Origin of the sequence: Paenibacillus germinis, from assembly GCF_013141785.1 — a bacterium.
Taxonomy (GTDB): Bacteria; Bacillota; Bacilli; order Paenibacillales; family NBRC-103111; genus Paenibacillus_E; species Paenibacillus_E phytorum.
Map to the genome: position 1 here is coordinate 22,159 of NZ_WHOC01000062.1, position 23,363 is coordinate 45,521.

General features: G+C 44.3%; 22 protein-coding genes. 3 read left to right on the forward strand and 19 right to left on the reverse strand.

Going from position 1 to position 23,363, the window contains the following annotated elements; all coding sequences use genetic code 11:
- Positions 1–321: 321 nt before the first annotated feature.
- The 7 genes from GC102_RS11815 to GC102_RS11845 form a co-directional block, all read right to left on the reverse strand.
- The gene (locus GC102_RS11815; RefSeq protein WP_171689710.1) at positions 322–1,227 is read right to left on the reverse strand and encodes an AraC family transcriptional regulator; all 906 of its coding nucleotides are present in this window, start codon (positions 1,225–1,227) and stop codon (positions 322–324) included.
- Positions 1,228–1,326: 99 nt separating this feature from the next.
- The gene (locus tag GC102_RS11820) at positions 1,327–2,037 is read right to left on the reverse strand and encodes a metallophosphoesterase family protein (RefSeq protein ID WP_171689711.1); all 711 of its coding nucleotides are present in this window, start codon (positions 2,035–2,037) and stop codon (positions 1,327–1,329) included.
- Positions 2,038–2,075: 38 nt separating this feature from the next.
- On the reverse strand, positions 2,076–2,780 hold the full coding sequence (locus GC102_RS11825) for an alpha/beta fold hydrolase (protein ID WP_171689712.1): 705 nt from the start codon (positions 2,778–2,780) through the stop codon (positions 2,076–2,078).
- A gap of 549 nt (positions 2,781–3,329) precedes the next feature.
- Entirely contained in the window at positions 3,330–3,512 is a 183-nt protein-coding gene (locus tag GC102_RS11830) for a hypothetical protein (protein WP_171689713.1), read from the reverse strand.
- Positions 3,512–4,732 carry a Ger(x)C family spore germination protein gene (locus GC102_RS11835; RefSeq protein WP_171689714.1) on the reverse strand — a complete coding sequence of 407 codons (1,221 nt, stop codon included), beginning with the start codon at positions 4,730–4,732 and terminating at the stop codon, positions 3,512–3,514. The genes GC102_RS11830 and GC102_RS11835 overlap by 1 nt, the downstream gene beginning before the upstream one ends.
- A gap of 26 nt (positions 4,733–4,758) precedes the next feature.
- Complete coding sequence (locus GC102_RS11840; protein ID WP_171689715.1) at positions 4,759–6,303, reverse strand: spore germination protein; 1,545 nt, start codon at positions 6,301–6,303, stop codon at positions 4,759–4,761.
- Positions 6,304–6,321: 18 nt separating this feature from the next.
- Complete coding sequence (locus tag GC102_RS11845; RefSeq protein ID WP_171689716.1) at positions 6,322–6,558, reverse strand: hypothetical protein; 237 nt, start codon at positions 6,556–6,558, stop codon at positions 6,322–6,324.
- Between the two features lie 170 nt (positions 6,559–6,728).
- On the opposite strand from GC102_RS11845, the gene GC102_RS11850 reads away from it, so the two are divergent.
- Positions 6,729–7,853 carry a GerAB/ArcD/ProY family transporter gene (locus tag GC102_RS11850; RefSeq protein WP_171689717.1) on the forward strand — a complete coding sequence of 375 codons (1,125 nt, stop codon included), beginning with the start codon at positions 6,729–6,731 and terminating at the stop codon, positions 7,851–7,853.
- Positions 7,854–7,941: 88 nt separating this feature from the next.
- Here GC102_RS11850 and GC102_RS11855 read toward each other — a convergent pair whose 3' ends face one another.
- The 6 genes from GC102_RS11855 to GC102_RS11880 form a co-directional block, all read right to left on the reverse strand.
- The gene (locus tag GC102_RS11855) at positions 7,942–9,036 is read right to left on the reverse strand and encodes a glycoside hydrolase family 88/105 protein (RefSeq protein WP_171689718.1); all 1,095 of its coding nucleotides are present in this window, start codon (positions 9,034–9,036) and stop codon (positions 7,942–7,944) included.
- A 54-nt stretch (positions 9,037–9,090) separates the two neighbouring features.
- Positions 9,091–9,966, reverse strand: coding sequence for a carbohydrate ABC transporter permease (locus tag GC102_RS11860; RefSeq protein WP_171689719.1), 876 nt, complete (start codon positions 9,964–9,966; stop codon positions 9,091–9,093).
- Between the two features lie 50 nt (positions 9,967–10,016).
- Positions 10,017–10,967, reverse strand: a complete 951-nt coding sequence (locus tag GC102_RS11865; protein ID WP_171689720.1) for an ABC transporter permease — start codon at positions 10,965–10,967, stop codon at positions 10,017–10,019.
- A gap of 102 nt (positions 10,968–11,069) precedes the next feature.
- Positions 11,070–12,599, reverse strand: a complete 1,530-nt coding sequence (locus tag GC102_RS11870) for an extracellular solute-binding protein (RefSeq protein ID WP_171689721.1) — start codon at positions 12,597–12,599, stop codon at positions 11,070–11,072.
- 375 nt (positions 12,600–12,974) lie between these two features.
- Complete coding sequence (locus GC102_RS11875; protein ID WP_171689722.1) at positions 12,975–13,241, reverse strand: hypothetical protein; 267 nt, start codon at positions 13,239–13,241, stop codon at positions 12,975–12,977.
- An 11-nt stretch (positions 13,242–13,252) separates the two neighbouring features.
- Positions 13,253–14,776: an extracellular solute-binding protein gene (locus tag GC102_RS11880; RefSeq protein ID WP_171689723.1), complete on the reverse strand. Its 1,524-nt coding sequence runs from the start codon at positions 14,774–14,776 to the stop codon at positions 13,253–13,255.
- A gap of 154 nt (positions 14,777–14,930) precedes the next feature.
- Here GC102_RS11880 and GC102_RS11885 point away from each other — a divergent pair, with 154 nt between their 5' ends.
- Complete coding sequence (locus GC102_RS11885; protein WP_171689724.1) at positions 14,931–17,252, forward strand: AraC family transcriptional regulator; 2,322 nt, start codon at positions 14,931–14,933, stop codon at positions 17,250–17,252.
- Positions 17,253–17,295: 43 nt separating this feature from the next.
- Here GC102_RS11885 and GC102_RS11890 read toward each other — a convergent pair whose 3' ends face one another.
- The 4 genes from GC102_RS11890 to GC102_RS11905 form a co-directional block, all read right to left on the reverse strand.
- The gene (locus tag GC102_RS11890) at positions 17,296–17,580 is read right to left on the reverse strand and encodes a hypothetical protein (RefSeq protein ID WP_171689725.1); all 285 of its coding nucleotides are present in this window, start codon (positions 17,578–17,580) and stop codon (positions 17,296–17,298) included.
- Between the two features lie 26 nt (positions 17,581–17,606).
- Positions 17,607–18,092, reverse strand: coding sequence for a hypothetical protein (locus GC102_RS11895; RefSeq protein WP_171689726.1), 486 nt, complete (start codon positions 18,090–18,092; stop codon positions 17,607–17,609).
- 267 nt (positions 18,093–18,359) lie between these two features.
- On the reverse strand, positions 18,360–19,196 hold the full coding sequence (locus GC102_RS11900) for a sugar phosphate isomerase/epimerase family protein (RefSeq protein ID WP_171689727.1): 837 nt from the start codon (positions 19,194–19,196) through the stop codon (positions 18,360–18,362).
- A gap of 22 nt (positions 19,197–19,218) precedes the next feature.
- Positions 19,219–20,295 carry a Gfo/Idh/MocA family protein gene (locus GC102_RS11905; RefSeq protein WP_171689728.1) on the reverse strand — a complete coding sequence of 359 codons (1,077 nt, stop codon included), beginning with the start codon at positions 20,293–20,295 and terminating at the stop codon, positions 19,219–19,221.
- 122 nt (positions 20,296–20,417) lie between these two features.
- Between GC102_RS11905 and GC102_RS11910 the strand changes: the two genes are divergently transcribed.
- Positions 20,418–21,314 (forward strand): AraC family transcriptional regulator, encoded by an 897-nt coding sequence (locus GC102_RS11910; RefSeq protein ID WP_171689729.1) that lies wholly within the window; start codon positions 20,418–20,420, stop codon positions 21,312–21,314.
- 676 nt (positions 21,315–21,990) lie between these two features.
- On the opposite strand, the gene GC102_RS11915 is transcribed toward GC102_RS11910, so the two are convergent.
- Complete coding sequence (locus tag GC102_RS11915) at positions 21,991–22,374, reverse strand: GyrI-like domain-containing protein (RefSeq protein ID WP_171689730.1); 384 nt, start codon at positions 22,372–22,374, stop codon at positions 21,991–21,993.
- Between the two features lie 63 nt (positions 22,375–22,437).
- On the reverse strand, positions 22,438–23,349 hold the full coding sequence (locus GC102_RS11920; RefSeq protein WP_171689731.1) for a helix-turn-helix transcriptional regulator: 912 nt from the start codon (positions 23,347–23,349) through the stop codon (positions 22,438–22,440).
- Positions 23,350–23,363: the final 14 nt, after the last annotated feature.

A 23,363-nucleotide genomic window follows, 5' to 3' on the forward strand; every position in this document is an offset into this window, starting at 1 on the left:
ACCTTACTTAAACTAGGTTCATTTTCCTAAGGTGACAGCAACTAAGGAATACGGTAGCGCGGGCGGTTTACCTAGGTTTCCGTCCCTTGGCGGTGAAAGCGAGCTTATTTGAGTACAATGATGGGAGGTAGTGGCCACATAAGCCCGCTCCCCAAGCCCAGACGCAAAAAAAGAGACCCACAGCAACGGGCTGCGGGTCTTCAAGTATATATATTTAAAAAGGGGGTCGAATTTCAGTATAGGCTCCGAACCTTAAAGCCAGATGAAAACCAGATTTCATTTTGGTTACAAATGATTCCCATTTGTTACAAGCATGCAGCTCTATTTTTCCTTAATCGGAATATAAATGTCCATTTGGATGAGCTCATTTTTGGATGGGTTACAGCGTTCATCGTACAGTTCGAACTCCGCGCCACCTGCATGTTCATAGCCGGAATGAGGAAACCATTCTTCGAAAATGGACTTCCACGTGCTCTGAATGGATGCAACGAATTGATCTTGAGTGACCTTAGGTGTCGTAAACACCACATACCTTGCCTCCGGAAATTCTCTGCACACCAGATCTGCAGGCACACCCTCAAAATCTGTCGCTTCCATCCCGATAATGTAACTTAAATCCCCAGTCTCCATGTTGAAATCCGTACAAATCCCCAGCTCAACTTGTGAATCTGCATGTACACGATTGGGAATGCGATTCCCCTTGCCCTCTTGTAGATACGAGCCCCAGAATGCGGGGATTTCACGATGGTTTCTTCCCTCTTTGCAGGACGTTTTCAGTTCATAGCCAATCAGTTTAAAAGCAGGCTTCGTCTTCAGTTGATATTCCATTCGAATTCCTCCTAAGTAGGGGTTGAATTTTCTTTGCAGCACATTCGCTTTCGCATAAACTGGTGTCAATATACCTTGTTTACGGTAAGCTAGCGGCGTACGTTCAAAAACTTTTTTAAATGCTCGAGTGAAATTCTCGTGGGACTGGAACCCATTGTCGAGGGCAATATCGACTAACTTCTTCTCCGTATGTGCGATCTGATAGGCCGCGCTCGCTAATCTTCTTTTCCGAACATACTCCATCACAGCTTCTCCCACCATGGTTTGAAAGACTCTATGAAAATGGAAGTCAGAGAAACAAGCGACTTGGGCTAAACAAGCAACAGATAAAGGCTCGGATAGGTGATTTTCAATATAATCCAAAGTCTTCTGAATCTGCACAAAGTAATCGGTGTCCATCGGTTGCCCCCTCCAGCATTCTAAACACAGTGTAAGCTATTTAAAATAACGGTTCTTGATCTTTCTTGCTAAAAGGCTAGTCCGATGCTATCCCATCGATTATCTCCAACTTCCTTTGGAAGCAACCGAATAGGTCTTGTACTGATTTCTGCCCTTGATTTCCAAGCAATTGATTTGCAAACCGTATGCGCAGCCGCCATCGATGCCGATTTTATCACGATCAAACCAAACATCTGCTTTCCCATGTATATCCTTTGCCGGCGTGTGCCCAAAAACGACTGTTTTTTTAACGACGGTTCGCTGCTGGACAAAAGGAGCTCGAATCCACATAAAGTCCCTTTCTGGCTGGGTTTTCCAATCCGAAAATGTAGGATTAAGCCCAGCATGAACATAAATGTGAGTCTCGTCCTCGTGATAATACGGAAGATTGTTTAGAAATGAAATATGATCGCTGAACTTTGCTCGGATTCGTTCTTTCGATTGCTTCAAATCAAGCTCCTCGGTACCACAGAAGCTTTTAAACGTTTGGATACCTCCATGTTCAAAAAACTTCATTTCCGTAAGTGAATCTACGTCCCCCAGAACATCCACGAACCGCTGGTCATGATTCCCTTTGAGCGCAATCGCTCCCTTTTCTCGCACCAAATGCATAACGAATTCCACGGTTTCCCGACTTTGCGGCCCTCGATCCACGTAATCACCAAGCAGCACGAGCTGGTCTTCTTCGGCATTAAAATTTACTTTATCGAGTAATTGCTTGAATTCATACACACAGCCATGTATATCGCTTACGGCTAACGTTCTTTTCATATCCTGTACCCCCTGATGGCGCGCTCCGGCAAATCCGTTTATTTGTGTGCATCTATTTGTTCTAGAAAATGTTGAATCGTATGTCGAAAACGGGCCTCGTCCGGTTCCCAAAGAGCATGGCTGGAATTCTCGAAGACGACGATCTCCACGTGTTTGAGATGATTTTGATAGCGCATTGCATCTGCTTCAGTTAAGAAAGAGCCATCTTTTCCACCGCGGATAACTAAAACAGGGCACTCGATTGCCTTGAGCTGATCCCACAGATCAACCTCTTCCGTTTCGTCAAATATAGCTTGTACCACGTCGGAATTGGTGTGAGGATTAGCTAAACATCGCTGCAGCCATTCTGTGCTAAATGCGGGGTACTGCGCAGGAAAATCACATATGATTAATCCCTTCAGCAGATCGGATCTCTGAATAGCAAATCCCATCGCATAAGCAGCTCCTCTGGAAAAAGCCATCAAAACGAAGCTATCTGAATCTGCCTGCCTCTGAGAAATCACGGCCTCCATATCGGCGACATGATCATTAAACGTATATCCGGTCTTCGGTGAATCACTTTTCCCGCGCCCCCTGAGGCTGATGGCTGTACATTCTCTATCGTTAAAGGCTGAAAAAAAGAACTCCTCTGCAGACCCCAGCATGCCAGGTATATAAACTAACGGAGTGTTCCCCGTGTCGCTTGAAGAGACTAGATAATGAATGCGGACTTCTTGATTCAGCGCAAAATACGGCTTGACCATCGACAAATCAGCTCCCTAGCAAACTCTGAATCTATGTGTATTTCTATTATTTAGGTTTTATTCTACCATAGTTTGGTTTATTCGGGATTCCTTAATTATCGTTGATCTTAAGTTAGAAACATGAAGGAGGCTGTCCCGAAAATGATAAATAAATTAGAGAGACAGCTTCTTCATGGATACATACATCCAAATATCAATGGTACGCTTCAACTAAAGGGAACGTATAGACGCTATTTACGTGAAATATGCTTTAATTCATGCAAAAGTGGAACGTATAGACGCTATTCCGTTGTTTTTAGCTTCAGATAGCTCAAATCTCATCCGATAAGGCCCTCTCGTTCCGCTAATTCAATGTTTAGCTCATTTCATCCACTTTAGCGGCTTGTCGTTCCCTTAAGAACAACACCGATACCAAAAAGGACCTCCCCTTATTGGCAGAAGTCCTTTTGGATACGTGTAACCATCTTTAGATATCCCTCAAGGTTTATAACCCTTTTGGGACAGCCCCCTCATTCCACTTCCTGTTACTATTGATGTACGATAATCCTTTTAACCATGCTGCCAGATCGGAAGGTAAACATGGAAAACAGCAAGAAAACTCATCGTCATCCCTACCATCATCAAAAAACTGTATACAACCAGATCTTTACGATACTTTTTGTCCCTAATCAATCCGAGCGCATCTCGAGAAGCAAGAAGTACAAAAAGAACTACAATCACGATGATTTTCATTATTTTTCGGTCTCCTTTTCTTTCAAAATCAAAGGTTTATTCGTTAAACCTGTACGGTTTACTGTCACATCAGCCTTGATATTGACTTTCAGATTTGGAAATTCCTCCTCCCATTGTTCTTTAAACTTATTCTTCCATTCTTTTGGATATCTTCGTTCTACAGCAATTCCAAATCCGAAAATATCTGATTTGAATTTATTTTGTGCCATATCGAGTACCAGTTGGATTCTTTGTATGAGATCCGCTTCCAGTGCATTTTCCACTAAATGAATCACTTTAGGATCACCTACATCCAATTTGGAGTTATTCTCATAAAGTTCGTTCTCAGCTCTTACTTTCACTTCCATGCTTAATTCTCCATCCTTAAAAATCGGAGTAATTTGGGTCTCAGCGTTTAATATTAATACACTTATTTTCCCATTTTCCTTCGGAATATTTACCGTGACAACACCCATTTTCATTTCCTTGCGAAGCCAAAGGATCCCCCTTGTCTCCATGTCATTCATCCAACCGATTAATTTATCTTTTTTGAATATCGCTGATCCTTTGAGCGACAGGTTAGTTTCTAGATTTGACGGAGATAGCCCCTTGGAATCCTCTGCATTCGTTAAGTTCGAAGACACGAGTTCCATTTCGGCCGCAACCGGTTCAACACCATCTGTCACTAGCATATGGGCAAAATCCTTCAGGTTTATCCTTAATCCAATATGCTGTTTGACTTCCTCTCTCATGATTTCAGACGGTACTTTTTCGAGTTTGGGGACAAACTTGAGAATCTTTACAGCTTCTCCTTTGGTGAATAATATATAACTGCGCATTCGCGCTTCCCGCTGTCTAATAAAAAAATCGAGTATCGGTGAAACACCGTCTCGAGCCAATTGTTCGCCAATAATAATAATACCGCTATGGGAAAAGAAAATTCGGCGCGGCAGCTTCTCTTGGAGCCTCCGATAGGCATCCAAAATCGTTTCCCCCTTTTCTGAAACGACCCATACAGCTTTGGTTCCTATGCCTTTCTCCCCACCAAAGCCCCCTTGGCCTGCGGCGCCTAACATTCGCGGAATAGCTACCTGCAGCGCTAACCGGATTTTGCCATCCTCCATCTTATCGATTCCTGCCGCGGTTACAAATGCAAGGTCATTGACCTCAATCCGGCTCCAGCAGCCCGAGAGAACCGGCATCATCAGAAGGATTAAAACCAATAAAATTCGTACTCTCATCCAACATTACCCTTCCGTAGAAAATCCTACTCCTTGCGGTTCGGCTGACCGGAACGCATGGACCTTTTCATTCGCTGCGGGTTTCTTTTTGCGCCCTCTTCCGGACGATTCGTCATACTCCACCAAGGCGCCCGTACAAGCACATCTTTAAAGTCACCAAAATGTAAAGGGGCCAGAGGTGACAAATAGGGCATTCCGAATGAACGAAGGCGGCACATATGGCTCATAATAAACAACACGCCTAATAGTATGCCATACAATCCTAGTGATCCCGCTAAAAACATCATGGGAAAACGCAGCATTCTGATCGCGACCGCCTGGCTAAAGCTGGGAATGATAAAAGAAGCGATACCGGTGATGGATACGACAATAACCATGGGGGCGGAAACAATGCCCGCCTGAACGGCGGCCTGACCAATCACCAAGGCTCCGACAATACTCACCGACTGTCCTACCGGCCTAGGCAAGCGCACACCAGCTTCGCGCAATCCCTCAAAAGCTATTTCCATTAGCAATGCTTCGATAATAGCCGGAAACGGGACCGTTTCACGGGAGGAAGCCACACTGTATAACAGGGTTGACGGAACCAATTCCTGATGAAATGTTAATAAAGCTATATACAGAGATGGCAAAAACAAGGCAATCACCAAAAACAAAAAGCGTATCCAACGGATCGCCGTCGAAATCATAAAACGCCCATAATAATCTTCACTCGCCTGCAGCATTTCATAAAAGGTAACCGGAACATACAAGGCGAAAGGCGTATTATCGATGATAATGGCTACTTTCCCTTCCAATAAATTGCCAACGACTTTATCCGGTCTTTCCGTACTCTGCACCTGTGGGAAAATGGAACTCGGAGTGTCTTCAATTAACTCCTCGATATATCCGCTTTCGAGAATCGCATCGATGTCAATCCTGCCAATTCTTTCACGAACTTCCGCCACCAGAGAATCATCCGCAATATGATCCAAGTAAGTAATGACGAGTTCTGTTTTTGATAACCGTCCTACTTTCATCGCTTCCATTTTGAGCTGGGGGGTTTTCAATCTCCTGCGAATGAGACTGGTATTGGTCCGCAGGTTTTCCGTAAATCCGTCCCTAGGACCACGGATCACCGCTTCTGTCGCTGGTTCTTCAACCGCTCGGGACTCCCACTCTCTTGCACTGACGAATAAGGCCCGTTCTGCACCGTCAAGAATCAATGCGGTATCTCCGGACAGCACATGATCTATCACATCTTGAAAATTGGCCCCACTGCTTATCTGTGCAGCAGAAATCACTTGATTCCGAAGCAAATTTTCCATTTCCTCATAACGACATATAGGTTGTGTCCAATTATTTTTCCCATATTCCAATAGAGGTTTTATGACATCATCATCAATCAATTTCATGTTGACAAGGCCGTCTAAAAAAAGAAGCGTCCCTTGTTGCGTCTCACCCAATTGAAAATCCCTAAACACAATATCAGAAGAACGATCAAATATCGTTTTCAATTGCTCTACATTCTGTAAAAGATTCGTGCTAAGCGGATCACTTTTCAATGGTTCCATGAGGTTTCCTTTTCCCATGCTAAATCTCCCTCACTATTAAGCCTTTATTTTTTTCACCACCATTACGAAAAGATGACCGATCGACATCACGACCATAATGACCATGTAGAAAGCTCCCATTGCGGCCAACAACATTTCCAAAATAGTGAAAGTGTATAACTGTGGATGGACTAACAATTTCGACGAAATTTCCTGTAAGTAGAAATACATACACCATCCAATAAAAACGATGAGCACGGAGGAAAAAAATAAATTACGAATATTCTTCATCATTTCTCCTCTAACAAGCGAATTGTTCTAATTGCAATTTCCAACTATTATCTTTCGACAAACGAAGGTAAATAATACCTAATTCCTAACACTTTCGTTTAAAAAGAAAGCGAACGCTAATAATGATATCTAATTCAAACAAATAGGATGACTTGGTAAAAGGTGAGGGAGAAATGAATCAAGAGAAAATAGGTATCAAACAACTCTTTCTTATGATGTTAGCTTTTGAAATAGGAAGTGCAGTCATTTTTGCGTTAGGAGCGGAAGCTAAACAAGATGCTTGGCTCGCCGTATTAATAGGCATGGTGTTGGGGCTTATTTTAATGTCCGTCTTCACCAAATTATCTGGGTATTACCCTAATGATTCCTTGATCCAAATCATTCAAAAAATTTCAGGTAGGTACATTGGATATCCATTAAGTATCACTTATATTATTTATTTCACATCTCAAGCTGCGAGGATCAGTCGAGATTTCTCCGATCTTATGCTTTCTACAATTTTAGTTGGAACTCCAGAAATTTTTATTCTTGCAAGTTTTGTAGCCGTCATTATTTATACGCTCCGCGGTGGTATTGAAGTATTTGGACGGATGGCAGAAATGGTGGTTCCCGGTGTTCTGTTAATATCCATTAGCACATGGATCATCGTTTATGCTTCAGGAGTTGTAGACTTGAAACAGCTCACACCTGTACTTGGTACAGGAATAAAAACCGTATGGAAAGAGTCATTCCCAGCCCTTACCAGCCTTCCTTTTGGGGAGTTAGTCGTATTCACGATGATTTGGCCAACGTTAAAAGATAATGCGAAGCTTAAAAAGGTGGGGATGACTGCAGTTTTGACAGTAGGAGTTTTATTATCCCTTAATATCGTAGGCATGATCTCCGTTCTTGGACCTCAGTTGTACGGCATGTTAAATTATCCTCTTTTGTCGACGATACGAATGGCCTCGGTGGCGGATTTTCTTGAGCGGATCGATGCAGTGGTTATTCTGCTAATGGTAGCAGGGGGGTTTTTCAAAGTTGGTGTTTACATCTATGGTGCGGCGGTTGGAACAGCCCATTTATTTCATTTGAAGAGTTACCATTCCGTTCTTATTCCGATTGCAGCGATTATAGCCCCTCTTGGTCATGTCATGACAAAAACATATGCCGAGCACCTAGCTATAGGTTTTAAATTTAACATGACCTATGTTCAACTTCCTTTACAATTTGTAATACCCAGTTTGCTACTGGTAGCAGCTTACTTTCACCAAAAGTCAATATCGTACAGAGATCCTAAATTGCGACAAAGCCAATAACGATTTGCAAAATTTATTAAAAATAAGGCTGAACACGAATATGTGTCCAGCCTTTTTAGCACAAAACTCGATTTAGCCCTTAGGGTTCTTACTTCATGAGTGATTCCATTTCTACACACGCCATCACGAATGTGCCCACGCCATGCAGGTCGTTCTCACTAGTCGGACGAGTCACATAGTTCTCATAATCGCCGGCCGATGTCCCGATACAGATGAGTGGCAATATCACCCGCTCCCGCTCGTCGAACTTCAGTGTTCGGATCAGTCCTTCATATCCCTTCACAGCTGCGTCCACACATTCTTGGCCGACAACCCCGTGCTTAATTGCTTTGGCAATCGTGTATACGAACAGATTGGTACATGATGTCTCCAGCCAGTTATCCGGCTGATCACCCTTATCAACGATTTGATACCAAAGTCCGCTTTCCGCATCCTGATATCGAATCAACGCATGAACGAAATCACGCAGCGAGTTAACTAACTCTTCGCGCCCTGGTTCGTCCGCTGGGAGCTCATCAAGGAATTGTGTAACCGCTAGGCCATACCAGCCGAGTGAGCGACCCCAAAATTCTGGTGAACAGCCGGTCTCGGCATTCGCCCATGGCATCTTCCGGCTTTCGTCCCAGGCATGGTACAACAGTCCTGTCTCTTCGTCTTTCATATATTTGCGCATCAGCTTCTCTTGATGCAGTACTGTGGAGCGCAATGCACCATCTCCGTAAGCATTCGCATATTTCAATGCGAAGACACCCGCCATATACAAACCGTCCAACCACATATTGTAGGCATATTTATCTTTATGCCAGTAACCGCCCTCCGAAGTGAGATTCAGCGTGTTCAGCAAGTTTCTCAGCTTATCCGCAGCGATTCGGTATTTGCTGTGTCCTGTCCGTTCTTCCAAGCGGAACAACAAAAGCCCCGCTTGAACGGCATCAAGCTCATCCCGCGCGAAATATAAATTGCCGTTTTCGTCGATCAGACCATCCACATACGCCTGAATGTAGGTGTCATAGCGATCATCTTGTTCAGCTTCCCCCAGCATTTCCATTCCGCATAAGAAAACACCTTGGTGGTAATGCCAGCGCTCAGCAGGCGGCAGCTCCATAGGCGTGTATGTGCTCATAATTGAATCGCAGGCAGCTCGTGCCCATTCGATCGGTGATTTAACAAAATGTTGAGTCATAATAATTCCCTCTCTATGTCAAAATAGATTTTCGGATTAATTGAAATCCCTTCCTTATCCCTTAATGGAGCCGATCATAGCCCCTTTAGCAAAGTGCTTTTGCAAGAACGGATACACACACAAGATCGGTAGAGTTGCAACGACGATAACAGCCATCTTAATCGATTGTGCAGGAGGCGGTGTGACGCTATCCAAATCAGCACTGACATCCATCCCACTAGCGAGCACGACAATTTGTCTGAGGAGGACCTGAATCGGCCACTTCGCACTTTCATTCAGATAAAGAATCGCGCTGAGGTAAGTGTTCCAATACGTCACAGCGTAAAATAACGAGATGGTTGCGATAGCCGGCATCGATAATGGCAGAACAATTCGGAACAAAATGCCAAAGTCACTGCAGCCATCGATCTTGGCAGACTCTTCGAGTCCCTCTGGGATGTTTTGAAAGAAATTTTTCAAAATAATTAAATTAAAGGCACTTATCGCAGAAGGAAGAATCAATGACGCATAGCTATCGATCATCCCCAATTCCTTCACAACCAGGAAGGTCGGAACTAATCCGCCGTGAAACAACATTGTAAACACAACAAGGAACATAATGACTTTTCTGCCATCCACGTCTTTACGGGACAAACCGTAGGCCATCAGGGCTGTGATGAACATACTAATGATCGTTCCCGCAAGCGTGGTACCAATCGAAACGCCCATGGCTTTAAAAATTGTATTCGTCGAGAAAATGAATCGATAAGCTTCTATGCTCCAGTCAGTCGGAATGATGACAAATTTCTTGGCAGCCATTTCCGCGCTGGTCGTAAACGAACCCGCTACAACGTGTACAAAGGGAATAAGCGTAATGAGACCAATGATCGTTAGTAACAAATAATTGATGATGCCAAACATTCTGCCGGCTAGCGTAGTATCTTCAACCATGATGTACACCTCCTAAGAGTTTTGCTTTAGCAAAACTTACTTCGTAAGCTTTAATAAACGCCCTCTTCGCCCATCTTCTTGGCAATTCGGTTAACTAACATAACCAGCACAAGTCCAATAAACGATTTGAACAATCCGATAGCAGCACTGTAACTGAACTGCCCTTGTTTTAACCCTGCTGTATATACAAAAGTATCAATGATCTCCGCAACATTTCGGTTCATGGAGTTGAGTAGCAAGTAGACATGTTCAAAACCGAGTTCGAGAACCGCACCAATTTTCAAAATTAACAAAACTATGATAACACTTCGAATAGCGGGCAATGTAATATGCCACATTTGTCTAATCCGTCCTGCACCATCCATACGCGCAGCCTCATACAACCCAGGATCGATAGAAGCAATCGCTGCTAGATAAATAATCGTCCCCCAACCCGCTTCTCTCCAAATCACTTGAAGAATATAGATCGGTCTAAACCATTCCGGAGCTAACAAGAAATTGATCTTTTCAAATCCAAAGAACTCAATAATATCGTTGATAATTCCACCGTCCATCGTCAGCATAACGAAACTGATCGAGACGATAATAACCCAGGACATAAAGTGTGGCAGATAGACGATCGTTTGAAATACTTTTTGGAAAAGATCCCCTTTGACCTCATTCAGCATGAGCGCCAGAAGAATCGGAATAGGGAAATAAAACAAGAGATTCATGACAAATAAAATTAACGTATTGCTTAAAATAATCAAGAAATCGGGCTCTGTAAACAACCTCCGAAAATGCTCTAAACCGACCCATTCACTCCCGCTAATCCCCTTGAACGGTTTATAATTCTGAAATGAAATGATCAATCCATACATGGGAATATATTTGAAGACGAGAAAGTATAAGACTCCCGGCAGCAGCATGACATAGATCCATTTGTTTTTCCATAGTCGTCTACCCAGCTCACTGCTTTGTTTCCTAGCCACCACACGTTGTGCTATATTCACTTCCTGCATACGACTTCTTCCTTTCCGGCGATTCATTCAAAACGAGAAGACTGCTACTGATGACACAGCAGCCTTCCCCGCCTTCAACCTGCATGATTTGCGACTATCTCATTATTTTTTATAAACAGCGTTGTATTCCTCGATAATTTTGCTGCCTCCACGACTCTTCCAATCTTCAATAGCCTTATCAAAACCAGCCTTATCAATCGTGCCGTAGATGTATTTGTTCGTTGCATCTTTGATCACATCTTGAAGTTGAACGCCTTTTTCCTGGTTCGTTTTCGAATCCAGAGCCGCTACCGGATCCTGCACAGCAAACTTCAGGTTGGCAATCTTGAGTTCATCTGCCTTACCTTGAGCAGGAATCGTAGGAATACCCAAGTATCTGCCGGAAGTATCTTCATCACCAATAGCTGCATCCGTGAAAGGCTTGACTTCGCGTGTCCATTTTTCTTCATCCAGCTTCTTCGCTTTGTTGTCGATTACGCTGTAGTTAGCATCTTTAATGCCCCAGTTTGCAACATTGGCAACTTCAGGTGTCATCATTTTGTCAAAGAAGGCCAAGACTTTCTTTAGCTCAGCTTCTGTTTTCGTAGCGGATTTCGGGAACAGAACGACGTTCGCATAGCCAGGAAGAGCCCATGCTGCGAAATTACCGCTTGGCCCAGCGACCATACTGTGCACATCCACTACTGCTGTAGGCACGTTTTTGATCAGATCTTTATTGAGTGATGAAACATCTGTCATGGCACCGATATACATACCCGCAGTACCATTCGTGAACAGCTTTTGTTGATCCGTTTTACTTGTAGCCGCGAAATCCTTGTTGATAAGTCCACCATCACGCAGCTTCTTGTAGTAATCCATTGTCGCTACATACTCGGGGAACATGAACTCAGGCTGCAGCTTGCCATCTTTAAGGCCCCAATTGTTCGGTACACCTAACCAAGTAGCCACCGTTTTGAAGGAGCCATAGATCAGATCGTTACGATCCGTTAAGCCGATGGTATCCTTTTTGCCGTTGCCGTCAGGATCGTTTTCAGTGAACGCCTTCATCATGGCAACCAAATCTTCCGTTGTTGCAGGTGGCTTCAATCCCAGCTTATCCGCCCAATCTTTCCGATAGATAAGGCCTTGACGGGCAATATCTACACCGCGATAAAGCGTGTAAAACTTGCCATCCACTTTTGTATTATCATTGGTCGTGGATTTCAATTTACTCAGGTTCGGGAAGTCCTTCAGCAAAGGACCAATTTCCCAAAATTGTCCGTCACGAATAGCCGATTTCATTTGAATAAATGTCGCCTGGTTCTTCAGGTAAGTGACTTGCGGCAGTGCACCTGTAGCAAACGTTGTATTCAGCTTCTCCTCGTACGTATCCGCCGGGAAAAATTGATACGTTAACTTCGTGTTCGTTAACTTTTCGAGTTCTTTAATAATCGTATCGGGTGGCGTTTGCGCTGTGTTCAGCGGTGCCATAATCGTGATCGCCGTCGGTTTGTTGTCTGCCGTTGCTTTAGGCGACTCCACCACACCAGTCGTAGCTGCAGGAGTTGACTTCCCCCCGTCTGAGCAAGCTGCCAGCGCAAAGCTGGAAACGAGCAGAACGCTAAGTGGAATCGAGACTAATTTTCTCTTCATATTGGTTAGACCTCCGCGAAATTGTTGTGTGCTACAAATTCCACACTACACGAGCGTAGGGAGGTGCCGAAATAATCATTTACTCATGTAGGCTCAGTTTGGCATGGGATGTGAGATGATGATTATCGGTCGGGGAGATGATTATCGGCTCACTCATGCGCACTCACACGCAACTTTAACGATGAAAAACATCGTCCCAGCACGCACTTTAACCAGTTAGGCACTCTTACTACTACTGTAGCGATGTTTTTCATCGCTACACTTACTCATGCACGCTCATACACAACTTTAACGATGAAAATCATCGTCCCAGCATGCACTTTAACCAGTTAGGCACTCTTACTACTACTGTAGCGATGTTTTTCATCGCTACACTTACTCATGCACGCTCATACGCAACTTTAACGATGAAAAACATCGTCCCAGCACGCACTTTAACCAGTTAGGCACTCTTACTGCTACTGTAGCGATGTTTTTTATCGCTACACTTACTCGTGCGCGCTCACACGCAACTTTAACGATGAAAAACATCGTCTCAGCCTTGACCGCGCCTCCACCGTGGCTGCACATCTCCTCCACCAGCTTACCAAACGCAAAAAAAACCGCCGCGCACCAGCGCCAGCGGTTTTCCAATCTTCCCATCTTCCCCATCCTCAACCTCGCTTACCATAAGCCTCGTTGTACTCTCTTATCATCTGGCTGCCGCCGTTCCGCTTCCAGCGCTCAATCTCTTGCTGGAAGGCAGCTTTATCCAGTTTCCCCAAGATGTAATTGTACGTTGCGTCAGATACAATTTTATACAGTTCGACGCCTCGCTCGTCGTAAGTCTTCGACTCCAGACCAACGGTCGGGTCTTTGACGACGTTTTTCTCGTTGTCCAAGCTCAGCCGGTCCGCGAGCTGCGACAAGGACTCACTCTCCAAGACGCGCATGACCTTCGGATTGTTCAGATCGGCAATCATGAGGGCATACAGCGCGTTCACTTCATTCACACGGATCTTGGACGTCTCTTCCGTCAGCAGAACTTGATCCCCTTTGGCTGTGTAATGACGTCCCTCCAGCCCATACTTCATCAAGTTCGCGACATCTTTATCCATCGAACGATCAAAAAATTGCAGCACCTGTTTCAATTCCGCTTCGGTACGAATCGCTTTTTTCGAGAACAGGTAGAGCGCACTATAATTAGGAATCGACCAAATCCGAAAACCCAATGAGCCCTCGATATGGTTCACGAGCGTGAGCTTCGCCTTCGGGTTCATGAGCTGAGCTTCATCCGAAAGACGCTGCACATCCTGCATGCTGCCAATATAGACGCCCGCAATGCCGCGAATGAGTTTATCCCTCTGAACTTCCTTACTGGTGACTGCGAAATCGGCATTGATCAGCTTCTCGTCATACAGCTTCTTCATATAGTTCATCGTGTCCACGTAGGCCTGGGTTTCGAACTCAGGTACTAGCTTCCCAGCGCCATCAGTCCCCCAGTTATTCGGAGTACCGAAATAAGAACTGATCGTTTTGAACGCGCCGAAAACCAAATCATTCCGGTCCGTCAAACCGATGGTATCTACCTTCCCATTCAGATCGGGATCGCCGAACGTGAAAGCTTTCAATACCTGATACAGCTCATCCAGATTCGTCGGCTTAGCAAGCTTCAGATTGTTCAGCCAATCCTCACGAATAATAATGCCCTGCCGAGAGGAGGGCCTCTCGGTGTACAAGCCATAGATTTTGCCATCGACTGCTGCCTGTCCCAAAATTTCCTTGTTCAACTGTTTCAGATTCGGGTACGCCTCCAAGTAAGGTCCGATATCCCAGAATGCGCCGGAACGGATCGAATTTTTCATCAGCATATAGTCCGTATATTTCACATAGGTTGCTTTTTTCAAAGAGTTTGTGGTGAGCGCGGTGTTCATTTTATCGGTATATATACCGTCCGGAACCCAGTTCAGATCAAGCTTCGTTTGTGTACGATTTTCGATTTCCTGAACCAATTCAGGGATGGGTGGATGCGGAAAATGCAGCGGTGCCATAATCGATATAACGGGATGATCACCGTTCACATCATCTGTCTTTTGAGAGCTGCTTTTCTGACAAGCACTGATCAAAGCAACCATCAGCAGCCCTATCAAAAGAAGACCAAAAACCTTGAAACCCTTGCCATATAAACTTGTTCTCATGAGAGATCCTCCCTTATAACAGCGGTGTTTATAGTCAGAATCAGAGAAAATGATTATCCGTCACTCAGATGATTATTGCTCTTAACGCCTGTCTTGACTACAATACATAGATAGTCTGAATGATCATCCTCAAGATAGATAGGTGTTGGATGCGATGCGCTCTTTAAGTTTTCTTAGCAAAATGACCATATTCGGGTTCCTGCTCAGCACGCTGCCGGTTATCTTCATTGGCGCTTTCGCCTTCGTCACCTCGTCGAGTGAAATTCAAAAGAATGTCAACGAAGGTAAAATGCAGCTGATCACCCAAATCAACTCCAATGTAGAGCAGAAATTAACGACTGTCAACCATACACTTAATCAGGTCATCAACTCTACCGTGCTCAAAAAGGCGATGGATATGCCGCTAACTGTAAACGATTTCATGATGTATGATGACCTGCGCAGCGAAATTCGATATATGCAATCTTTTGATACCAAGCTGGAAGATGTCATCTTGATCAATGCCAGGGAAAACTGGATGATTAAGAATTCGGGCTTATACCGCTATGACAGCTACCCTTACTACGATAAGCTTATGACCCTTATGAACACCCAAGAGAACAGCGTTTGGACGCTTAATCCCTCCAAGTGGTTTTTTACGGAAGAAAATGCGCGAAGCGTTACCTGTGAGTACAGTATTTCTCTAGTTAAAAAGCTGCCCACCACCGGTCTGGAGAAATATGGCTTGGCTCTGGCTAACATTCCTGCCTGCAGCCTGCAGGATTTGATTCAAAATGATACCGAGCATCTAGATGATATCCTGATTATTGATGAGCAGAATCGGATTCTCATGCACCCGGATGCAAGCCTCATCGGCAAATCCATCACCGAAGCTGGGCTTACAGATTTGAAGCAATTAGAGGCGCCAATGGGCCAGTTCTCAGCGGATATTAACGAGAAGCCTTATTCCGTCAGCTTCCTGCGTTCAAACCTCAACAACTGGACCTATTTATCCTTGACTTCCATCGACAGCTTGACGAAGGAATCCGGTAAAATCGGGACCTATACGATCTATGTATGCGTCCTGATGCTGCTCCTCTCCATGGTCCTAGCTTGGCTAGGTTCGCGCAAAATGTATTCGCCGATCCAGCTTCTTTTAAACCAAATCGGAGGGCTTGTGACCGTGAATCAGAAGCGGAAGGCCAACGAGTTCCAGATGATCAGCGAGCATGTCCATACCTTGTTCCAATCGAAGTCCCAACTGGAAAGAGAGGTCCACCAGCATATCGGCCAGGTACGGACATTTTTCTTAATCAAGGCTTTTCAAGGGCACATCAAACAGATCGAGCTGTTGGAGAAGCTAGCGCAATTCGGCTATAACAAGCACATTGAAGAGTGGAAAACGATGTCTGTGATCACGATGCAGATCGATTCTATCGACAATACGCGTTACGAAAAACGGGATATGGAGCTGCTGCTCTTCGCTGTGCACAATATGATCGAGGAACTGATTCCATCGCAGCAGCGTCTCGCTCCCATCATTATTGACCAAACCGTGGTCACCTTGATTGGTAGTGTCGATAGCGAAGAAGCTGCCTTTCGCAATACGGTATATGCATTAACCGAGCAGATGCAGCAGCATATCTACAGCTTCCTGAATCTCCACGTCAGCATTGGGATGAGTCTCCCGATTCACGCTTTCTCGCAGATGTCGATTGCCTATCGGGAAGGTCTGGAGGCTTTGAAGCATCGCATCAAGCTGGGTGAGGGCATCATCATTCAGTATGAAAATATTAACTCAGGCAAGCATTACTTGAATTTGAACTATCCGAAGCCTATCGAAAACGAATTGATCGATGCGATCAAGCTTGCCGAAAAGGATAAGTCCAAAGAGCTGCTGAAGCAGCTGCTGCAAGCGGTATTCGCAGCTCCGCTAACGCCGCAAGAATATCAAATTCCACTGACACGGCTGCTCAACAACCTGCTCATGGTGATGCAGGAATCCGGAATCAGCTTGAATCAGATTCATCCGAGCAAAGGGTCCCTCTTCGAAGAGCTCCTGGATTTGCATATGACAGCCGAAATCGAGGACTGGTTCTGGACAGAGGTCATTCACCCGCTGATTCGCATTTATCGCGATCGGCAGGATGCCCAGTACCACAACATTTCCGAGAAGATAATTGATCTCGTGCAGCACTATTACGATACCGACTTAACGCTTGAGGAGTGCGCCTCCCGGCTGCATTATAATGCGAATTATTTGAGCAGTATTTTCCGCAAAGAAACGAACTGCTCGTTCAGTGACTACTTGTCGACCTACCGGTTCAACATGGCTAAGAAATGGCTGTCCGAAACCGATATGCCGATCAAGGATATCTCTTCCAAGCTGCGCTATAACAATTCGCAAAATTTCATCCGTTCGTTCCGCAAACAAGAAGGATTAACCCCCGGCCAGTTTCGGGACAAAAAGAAAGAAGGCTCGGCACCTAATCCATAGGTTCCTTGCCTTCTTTACTTGTTCTAATCCTAGCAACCAAAAGCTAGGTTGTTGGTTTGACCGCTGCTTTGAGTGCAGCACGATTATCCCATAGAAACGATACCACGCTGTTACGTTCCTCAAAGAACGATTCTTTCTCATCTACATAGTCTTGGCCAACTCCATGAACGCTGAAACGATCATCCGAGTAGTTCATCAAAGTCCATTGTCCTCCGCGTTTGTTGTCAGCAAATACTAGGTATAGTTTCTCTCCTGAAGCGTCCCATTTCGCAAACGATGAAAAATTGTCCAAAATCTCACCAATGTCGTTTTTCTTTTTGATTTGCATGATCGTATCCTCTCTTTCATTTATTGTTAGGCAAGTTTACTCAAAAGCACTGTTTCTGTTGTTTCCGCTTCTGTTTCCTGAAGCTTGGTTTTCCACGCCATTTTATGTTGTGAAACAGTTAAAAATATGTGCTTATAGCCTTCTGATATCGCCAAAACTGGTTTACCGTATACAAGTGACTGAGACAAATGGTAGGTTGATTGTTCCACATCTTTCATAGTGTCACTCTGTTTCCGCAGAATAATAAGCAGCTGCATACGACCAAACACCCTAAATTGGTTACAGCACTCTGTATGATCTACATCATACCAATCCATTTGTTCAACTTCTTGAACCGTAAAAACGTGGGAGTCCCCTAATTCATTTTCTAACGTAATTTCATTAAGCTGGATGTTGGTTTGGTCTAATTCGTATGCAACCTGTTCTAAGGCCTGCTTTTTCGTTTGGGCTTGAATGAGGTATGAAATGTTAGCATGGAAGGTTGCCTCTGCGATATAGTCTTCTTGTTCCATTTCCCCTTTGAATCTCCTTTAAATTCGTGATGTGTTGTGTCTATGGACAAGAAAATACTATAAGAAAATGGCTGAAAAGGTTGTCATTCCATAGGGGTGGATTTTAGGAACCTTTGTCGAATGGCTTTTTATAGGTATAAAACGAAAAAGGACACGCCTAGAAGGTGGCCGTGAACACTTGCGCTAGCAAGCTTTTTCATCACGTCTATGCCATCCTCACTCAAGGCGAGCCCATCTTATTTAACCTTTACCTTCTATGTTACAAAATCAAATCCCAGCTGCCGCATACACTTTATCAAAGCCGGCTTTGGAACGTTGAACTAAGCTCTCGGGGGATTCTGTCGGCGGCGTTGCCGTCAATATTTCCTGAGAGATAGCCCCCTTATAACCAATACGCTGCAGCCCTTGCAGGAAGCCTGCCAAGTCGATTACACCCTCACCTGGGTATAAACGTGCATTATCCAGCACTTCTTCCACGGGAACGTCTGGCGCGTCGTTGATGTGGACATGCACGATCTGCTCGGCGCGAAGCTTCTCAATATCTGCCACCGTTAGCCCATTCGTGTACCAGTGGTACGCGTCGAACAATAAGCCTACATTGCTCTCACCAATGGCGTCGATCCAATCCAACGTTTCATCCAGTGTCCAGATGAACGGATGCTTCCAGTGGGTACGCAGATGATGCGGACCCACAAACTCTAGTCCAAGACGGATGCCGTAGGCGCCTAGGATTTGAGCACAAGTACGCAATCTGCGTGTAGCTACCGCCATGAAATGCGCAGCGCCCAAATCTGTTGAAGGTAACACGTACGTGCAGCAGCTCGTACATCCAAGTGCAGCAGCAGCGGCTGCTGCTTGTGTCAGCTTCGGCAAGTCTGCACGGAAAGTCTCTTCCGACCCTCGCCATTCAACCGGCAAACCGATGGAACCAATGACAAGGCCATGTTTATGAAGCAGCTCGCGTGCCCCAGCTACACTGTAACTCTCTACTAGACCAAGCGCATCGATATCGACGGCCTCGAAGCCATATTTTGCAGCTAACTCTATGAATTGCTCGTTGCTTTCAAGCTTGCCAAGTCCAGCCCCTGTTAATCCTCTAAGCATGTTCATCCCTCCAAGTGTGATGTTATTCGTTCCAGTTCAGCTTCACTTCATTCCCAGTTCGTGAAGATTCGTAAATGGCATCGAGAATTAAATTATTCGTATAGCCGGAGAGTGCCGATGTAATCGGCTGTTTGCCTTCGCGAATGCAATCTAGGAAATGAAGGCTGAGGCGCAGACGTTCACCCTCATCGTCATCCGGTTTCTTCAAATCAGTTTCGATCGCTTTGTTAAACTTCTCCGTTAACAGCTTACCGTTAGCTCCGCGATAGCTCGCTCCGCCTTCTGTTCCCATCAGGTGAACGAACGGTGTATTGTCCGTATCCATATGCACGGCCCAGCTTACTTCCAGCGTCAGCGTGCTGCCATCTTCCATGCGAATCAAAGCAGTAGCCAAATCTTCAACGTCGTACGTACCGTTCCAGTTCGGTGTACCCCATGTTCCGATTCCTTTACGGCGAGGCCCGAATTCGGCATACGTAGCGCCTGATACCGATACTGGCTTCGGATTCCCCATCAAGTAGAGGGCAAGATCCAGCATATGAACGCCAATATCAATCAGCGGGCCCCCGCCTGACTCCTCCATTTTGGTAAACCAGGTGCCCCAACCGGGAATACCCTTGCGGCGGAACCAACCTGTTTTTGCTGTATAAATTTTACCGAGCTCACCGGCATCGACCTGCTCCTTGATCTGAAGCGGTACGGATTCCCAGCGCATTTGGTGACCGATCATGACGACTTTATCTGATGCTTGACTAGCCTTGTAAATTTGTTTAGCCGCTTCCGCATTGATACCCATTGGCTTCTCAATCAGCACATGCTTGCCTGCTTCAATCGCTTGTACAGCAAGCGAAGCATGGTGCATATTGGGTACGCCGATAATAACAGCGTCTACATTCGCACTTAGTATAAGTTCTTCAGGGGTTGCTGGCACGTAAGCAATACCGTGTTCCTGCGCGCGTGCTTCCGCGAGTGGCAGATAGGTATCCGTAATCGCCGTAATTTCACATAAATTGCCTAGCTTCGAAAATTCACGAATGTGAACCCCGCCAATATTCCCCGCTCCAATAATACCTACTCTAATTTTGTTAACGCTTCCCACTGTTCGTTCCTCCTCATATGCACATCCTGTTCGATCTCCTTTTATGGTAAAATAAGTGCAGCAAGAAGTCGTACCGTTATTTCGGAAAACGTCCCATTTTTTCGAAGGAGATCAGCCTCACTATGACGTACTTTCCCGATTACCTAAAAACGTATCCCAATATGGAATCATCTTTCCCTTTCCACCTCAGCAGGAATACGCTCGACCATGGCTTTCGGGCACATCGCCATGATTACCTAGAGTTCTCTTATGTCGTCAATGGCCGGGGAGCAGAAACCATAAATGATGTGAAACATCCGATGACACCAGGCACTTTTACGTTCGTACTGCCCTATCAGGTGCATGAAATTTTCACAGATCCAGGGGAGCATCTTGTCCTGTTCAACTGCTCTTTCAGTATGGACCTGCTAATGGAGCCAGGGAACGATCAAGGCTTGTCCGGCCTGTTTAATGATACGAATACCCTGCCGGGCTACATCCAGTTGAATGGGCAAGATCAACAGCAAATGAGTGCTCTCATTGAAGATATGTACAAAGAGTATAACGCAAACGAACGCTACAGGCAGACGCTGCTTAAAGCGAGACTGAAAGAAATTCTTGTTCGGTTCGATCGTTATCGATGGAAACAAGCTGGACAGGCTGAAACTACGGACATCTCGCCGCTTTCAGGAGCGAAAACGAGTCCTTCCGTGTGGCCTATCATTCACTACATCCACCGTAACTATCAAGAGGATTTGGCCTTGTCTGAGCTCGCGTCACGGTTCACGATGAGTGTATCCCGCATTAGCGAGGTCATTAAACAAACGACCGGTCAAACGTTCGTTCATTTCCTCCACGATCTACGACTGCGCCATGCGTGCAGCCTGCTTGTATCCACCGACATGAGCGTGACGGAGATTGCCTTGGAGGTCGGGTACGGTTCGTACAAGACATTTTCTCGCATTTTTCGAGAAAGCAAAGGCATCGTGCCGAAGGACTATCGCAAAGCCGAGTATGGTCGACGCGTGACGCAAGGATAAACGACTCCAGCGGCATCTTTCATATGGAAGTAACCACGCGCCTGCGAAAGCCTACTGAGAAGTCGGAAACGGCCTTCTCAGCCCTCAACCCAGACCTCACACGCCGTAATCGGCAGCTGAGAGGTCTTTTTTGGCGCTCTGGCGAACCACCCGCCAGCGAAAACCTACTGAGAAGTCGGAAAAAGCCTTCTCAGCACTCAACCCAGACCTCACACGCCGTAATCGGCAGCTGAGAGGTCTTTTTTTGCATGCATGCCAGTGTTCATTACTCCGCCTTTTGTTTAGCACATTATGAATCTACTTTGCATTTTATATAGAGAATCTAATATAGAAGCGAGGTGATCGGAATGGCTCGTGCAAAAGCTGTTTTACAGCCTGATCTAGTATTGATTAGTTGGACAAGAAACCCTCTAGTCCCTGGTTCAGCACGCAGAATTATTGCTGCTCGTGTTATTGGCAGTGCTCAACCTTGTAGGTTTACGTTAGTACCCAATGGATTGCTTATCAATGCTTTAAATTGCTTACTAGACCATGACATTGGTTTTAAAATCGTGTTCCAGAGAAAAACGTCAAGTGTTAGCGGATTTTTGTTGTTACAACGTAATCGATAATTTGTTGTCAAAAAGATAGAAAGAGATCCACAACAATGGGTTGTGGATCTCTTTACTATTCATGATTAAATGGATAGAAATATCTTTATACTGCCATCTTTAGAATAGTATTCAAAATCGGTTTTATATGCTCTTCTAATATCACTTTTCCAGATATCCACCCAAGCATGAAAGACTCCCTGTGGATCGGTATTATCTACCTCTACTACATGGTAGTTTCCTGCTAGAATCATGACACTACTTTCGTCAATAAATTTCTCTTCAGAACCAATATGCAAATCATAATCACCTGTAAAATCACTTGAATAATTATGATAAACAGCGTATATATCACCTTTTATATTTAAACGAAGAAACTCTTCCCACAGACTAAGTATTTTGTCTGTATTTTGATTATTTGTTCTTATTCTTTTGCCATAAATAAGCTTTTCAGTAACTGCTGCATGCATGTATATTTCCTCCTACTAGTTTTAATATAGAAAATATAACATTCATAGTATGACAACTGTCTGTCAGCTTTCGTAAATAAATTTAATTTCGTTCCTATATTCATTTTCAAGCCATATTGGAGATAATATCTTTACATGTCTGCCAAACATGAGGAGGAATGGCAGTATATTTTTAGTAGTGTCATAATGAAAGGCTACCTTTAAGCTCCCATCTTCAAGTACCGATATTTCATCATCCGTAAAAAAATCGTATAACTTACCAAGTTCACTTTTTGAAAACAGTAATATAATCTTCTCTATTTTAACTGACTTAGCGGTCAAGTCCTCATTTGCCTCCGTATAAGCAGTTCTAGTATTGTCATATATGACTTCCATATTTCTTATCCTAGTCAATTTAAATAATCTTAAAGCTTTTTTGGATTCACAGAAGGCTTCCAAATACCAGCTCCCGTTCATAAAATTTAATTTCAAAGGTTGAATGATTCTACTCGATAAATTCGCCGTTTGTGACACATAATGAATACACATTTTATGCCCCTCATCAATGATAGAGAGCATTTTCTTTATCTTTACTTTGGTTTCTTCTTCAATCGTTTTTCGGTGTAATGTAGATGATGTTATTGTAATATTAGAATGAAATTCTTCCTTATTTTCTTTCAAAAGCTCTATTTTTCTTTGTAAAACTGATAATTGATTGTTATCATATAACTCACTTTTTAATGTTAAACCTTCTAATAAAAATTTCTTTTCTTCTTCGTTAAATGTAAATTTATCTAGTTGATAGTTATCAATTAAAGTAAAACCACCATTCTTGCCTAGATAAGAAATAATAGGGATTCCGATTGCTGATAAAGCATCCATATCTCTATAGATCGTTCTTTTACTTACTTCAAATTCGATGGCTAATTCGTCAGCAGAAACTAATTTTTTCTTCAATAAATAGATCAGTATGGAGAACATTCTCGCTGTTTTCATGGCATCCTCCTTGT

Coding starts and splice junctions, on each gene's coding strand:
- GC102_RS11815 (WP_171689710.1), bottom strand. CDS start 1,227: ATGGACACCGATTACTTTGTGCAGATTCAGAAGACTTTGGATTATATT.
- GC102_RS11820 (WP_171689711.1), bottom strand. CDS start 2,037: ATGAAAAGAACGTTAGCCGTAAGCGATATACATGGCTGTGTGTATGAA.
- GC102_RS11825 (WP_171689712.1), bottom strand. CDS start 2,780: ATGGTCAAGCCGTATTTTGCGCTGAATCAAGAAGTCCGCATTCATTAT.
- GC102_RS11830 (WP_171689713.1), bottom strand. CDS start 3,512: ATGAAAATCATCGTGATTGTAGTTCTTTTTGTACTTCTTGCTTCTCGA.
- GC102_RS11835 (WP_171689714.1), bottom strand. CDS start 4,732: ATGAGAGTACGAATTTTATTGGTTTTAATCCTTCTGATGATGCCGGTT.
- GC102_RS11840 (WP_171689715.1), bottom strand. CDS start 6,303: ATGGGAAAAGGAAACCTCATGGAACCATTGAAAAGTGATCCGCTTAGC.
- GC102_RS11845 (WP_171689716.1), bottom strand. CDS start 6,558: ATGATGAAGAATATTCGTAATTTATTTTTTTCCTCCGTGCTCATCGTT.
- GC102_RS11850 (WP_171689717.1), top strand. CDS start 6,729: ATGAATCAAGAGAAAATAGGTATCAAACAACTCTTTCTTATGATGTTA.
- GC102_RS11855 (WP_171689718.1), bottom strand. CDS start 9,036: ATGACTCAACATTTTGTTAAATCACCGATCGAATGGGCACGAGCTGCC.
- GC102_RS11860 (WP_171689719.1), bottom strand. CDS start 9,966: ATGGTTGAAGATACTACGCTAGCCGGCAGAATGTTTGGCATCATCAAT.
- GC102_RS11865 (WP_171689720.1), bottom strand. CDS start 10,967: ATGCAGGAAGTGAATATAGCACAACGTGTGGTGGCTAGGAAACAAAGC.
- GC102_RS11870 (WP_171689721.1), bottom strand. CDS start 12,599: ATGAAGAGAAAATTAGTCTCGATTCCACTTAGCGTTCTGCTCGTTTCC.
- GC102_RS11875 (WP_171689722.1), bottom strand. CDS start 13,241: ATGGGAAGATTGGAAAACCGCTGGCGCTGGTGCGCGGCGGTTTTTTTT.
- GC102_RS11880 (WP_171689723.1), bottom strand. CDS start 14,776: ATGAGAACAAGTTTATATGGCAAGGGTTTCAAGGTTTTTGGTCTTCTT.
- GC102_RS11885 (WP_171689724.1), top strand. CDS start 14,931: ATGCGCTCTTTAAGTTTTCTTAGCAAAATGACCATATTCGGGTTCCTG.
- GC102_RS11890 (WP_171689725.1), bottom strand. CDS start 17,580: ATGCAAATCAAAAAGAAAAACGACATTGGTGAGATTTTGGACAATTTT.
- GC102_RS11895 (WP_171689726.1), bottom strand. CDS start 18,092: ATGGAACAAGAAGACTATATCGCAGAGGCAACCTTCCATGCTAACATT.
- GC102_RS11900 (WP_171689727.1), bottom strand. CDS start 19,196: ATGCTTAGAGGATTAACAGGGGCTGGACTTGGCAAGCTTGAAAGCAAC.
- GC102_RS11910 (WP_171689729.1), top strand. CDS start 20,418: ATGACGTACTTTCCCGATTACCTAAAAACGTATCCCAATATGGAATCA.
- GC102_RS11915 (WP_171689730.1), bottom strand. CDS start 22,374: ATGCATGCAGCAGTTACTGAAAAGCTTATTTATGGCAAAAGAATAAGA.
- GC102_RS11920 (WP_171689731.1), bottom strand. CDS start 23,349: ATGAAAACAGCGAGAATGTTCTCCATACTGATCTATTTATTGAAGAAA.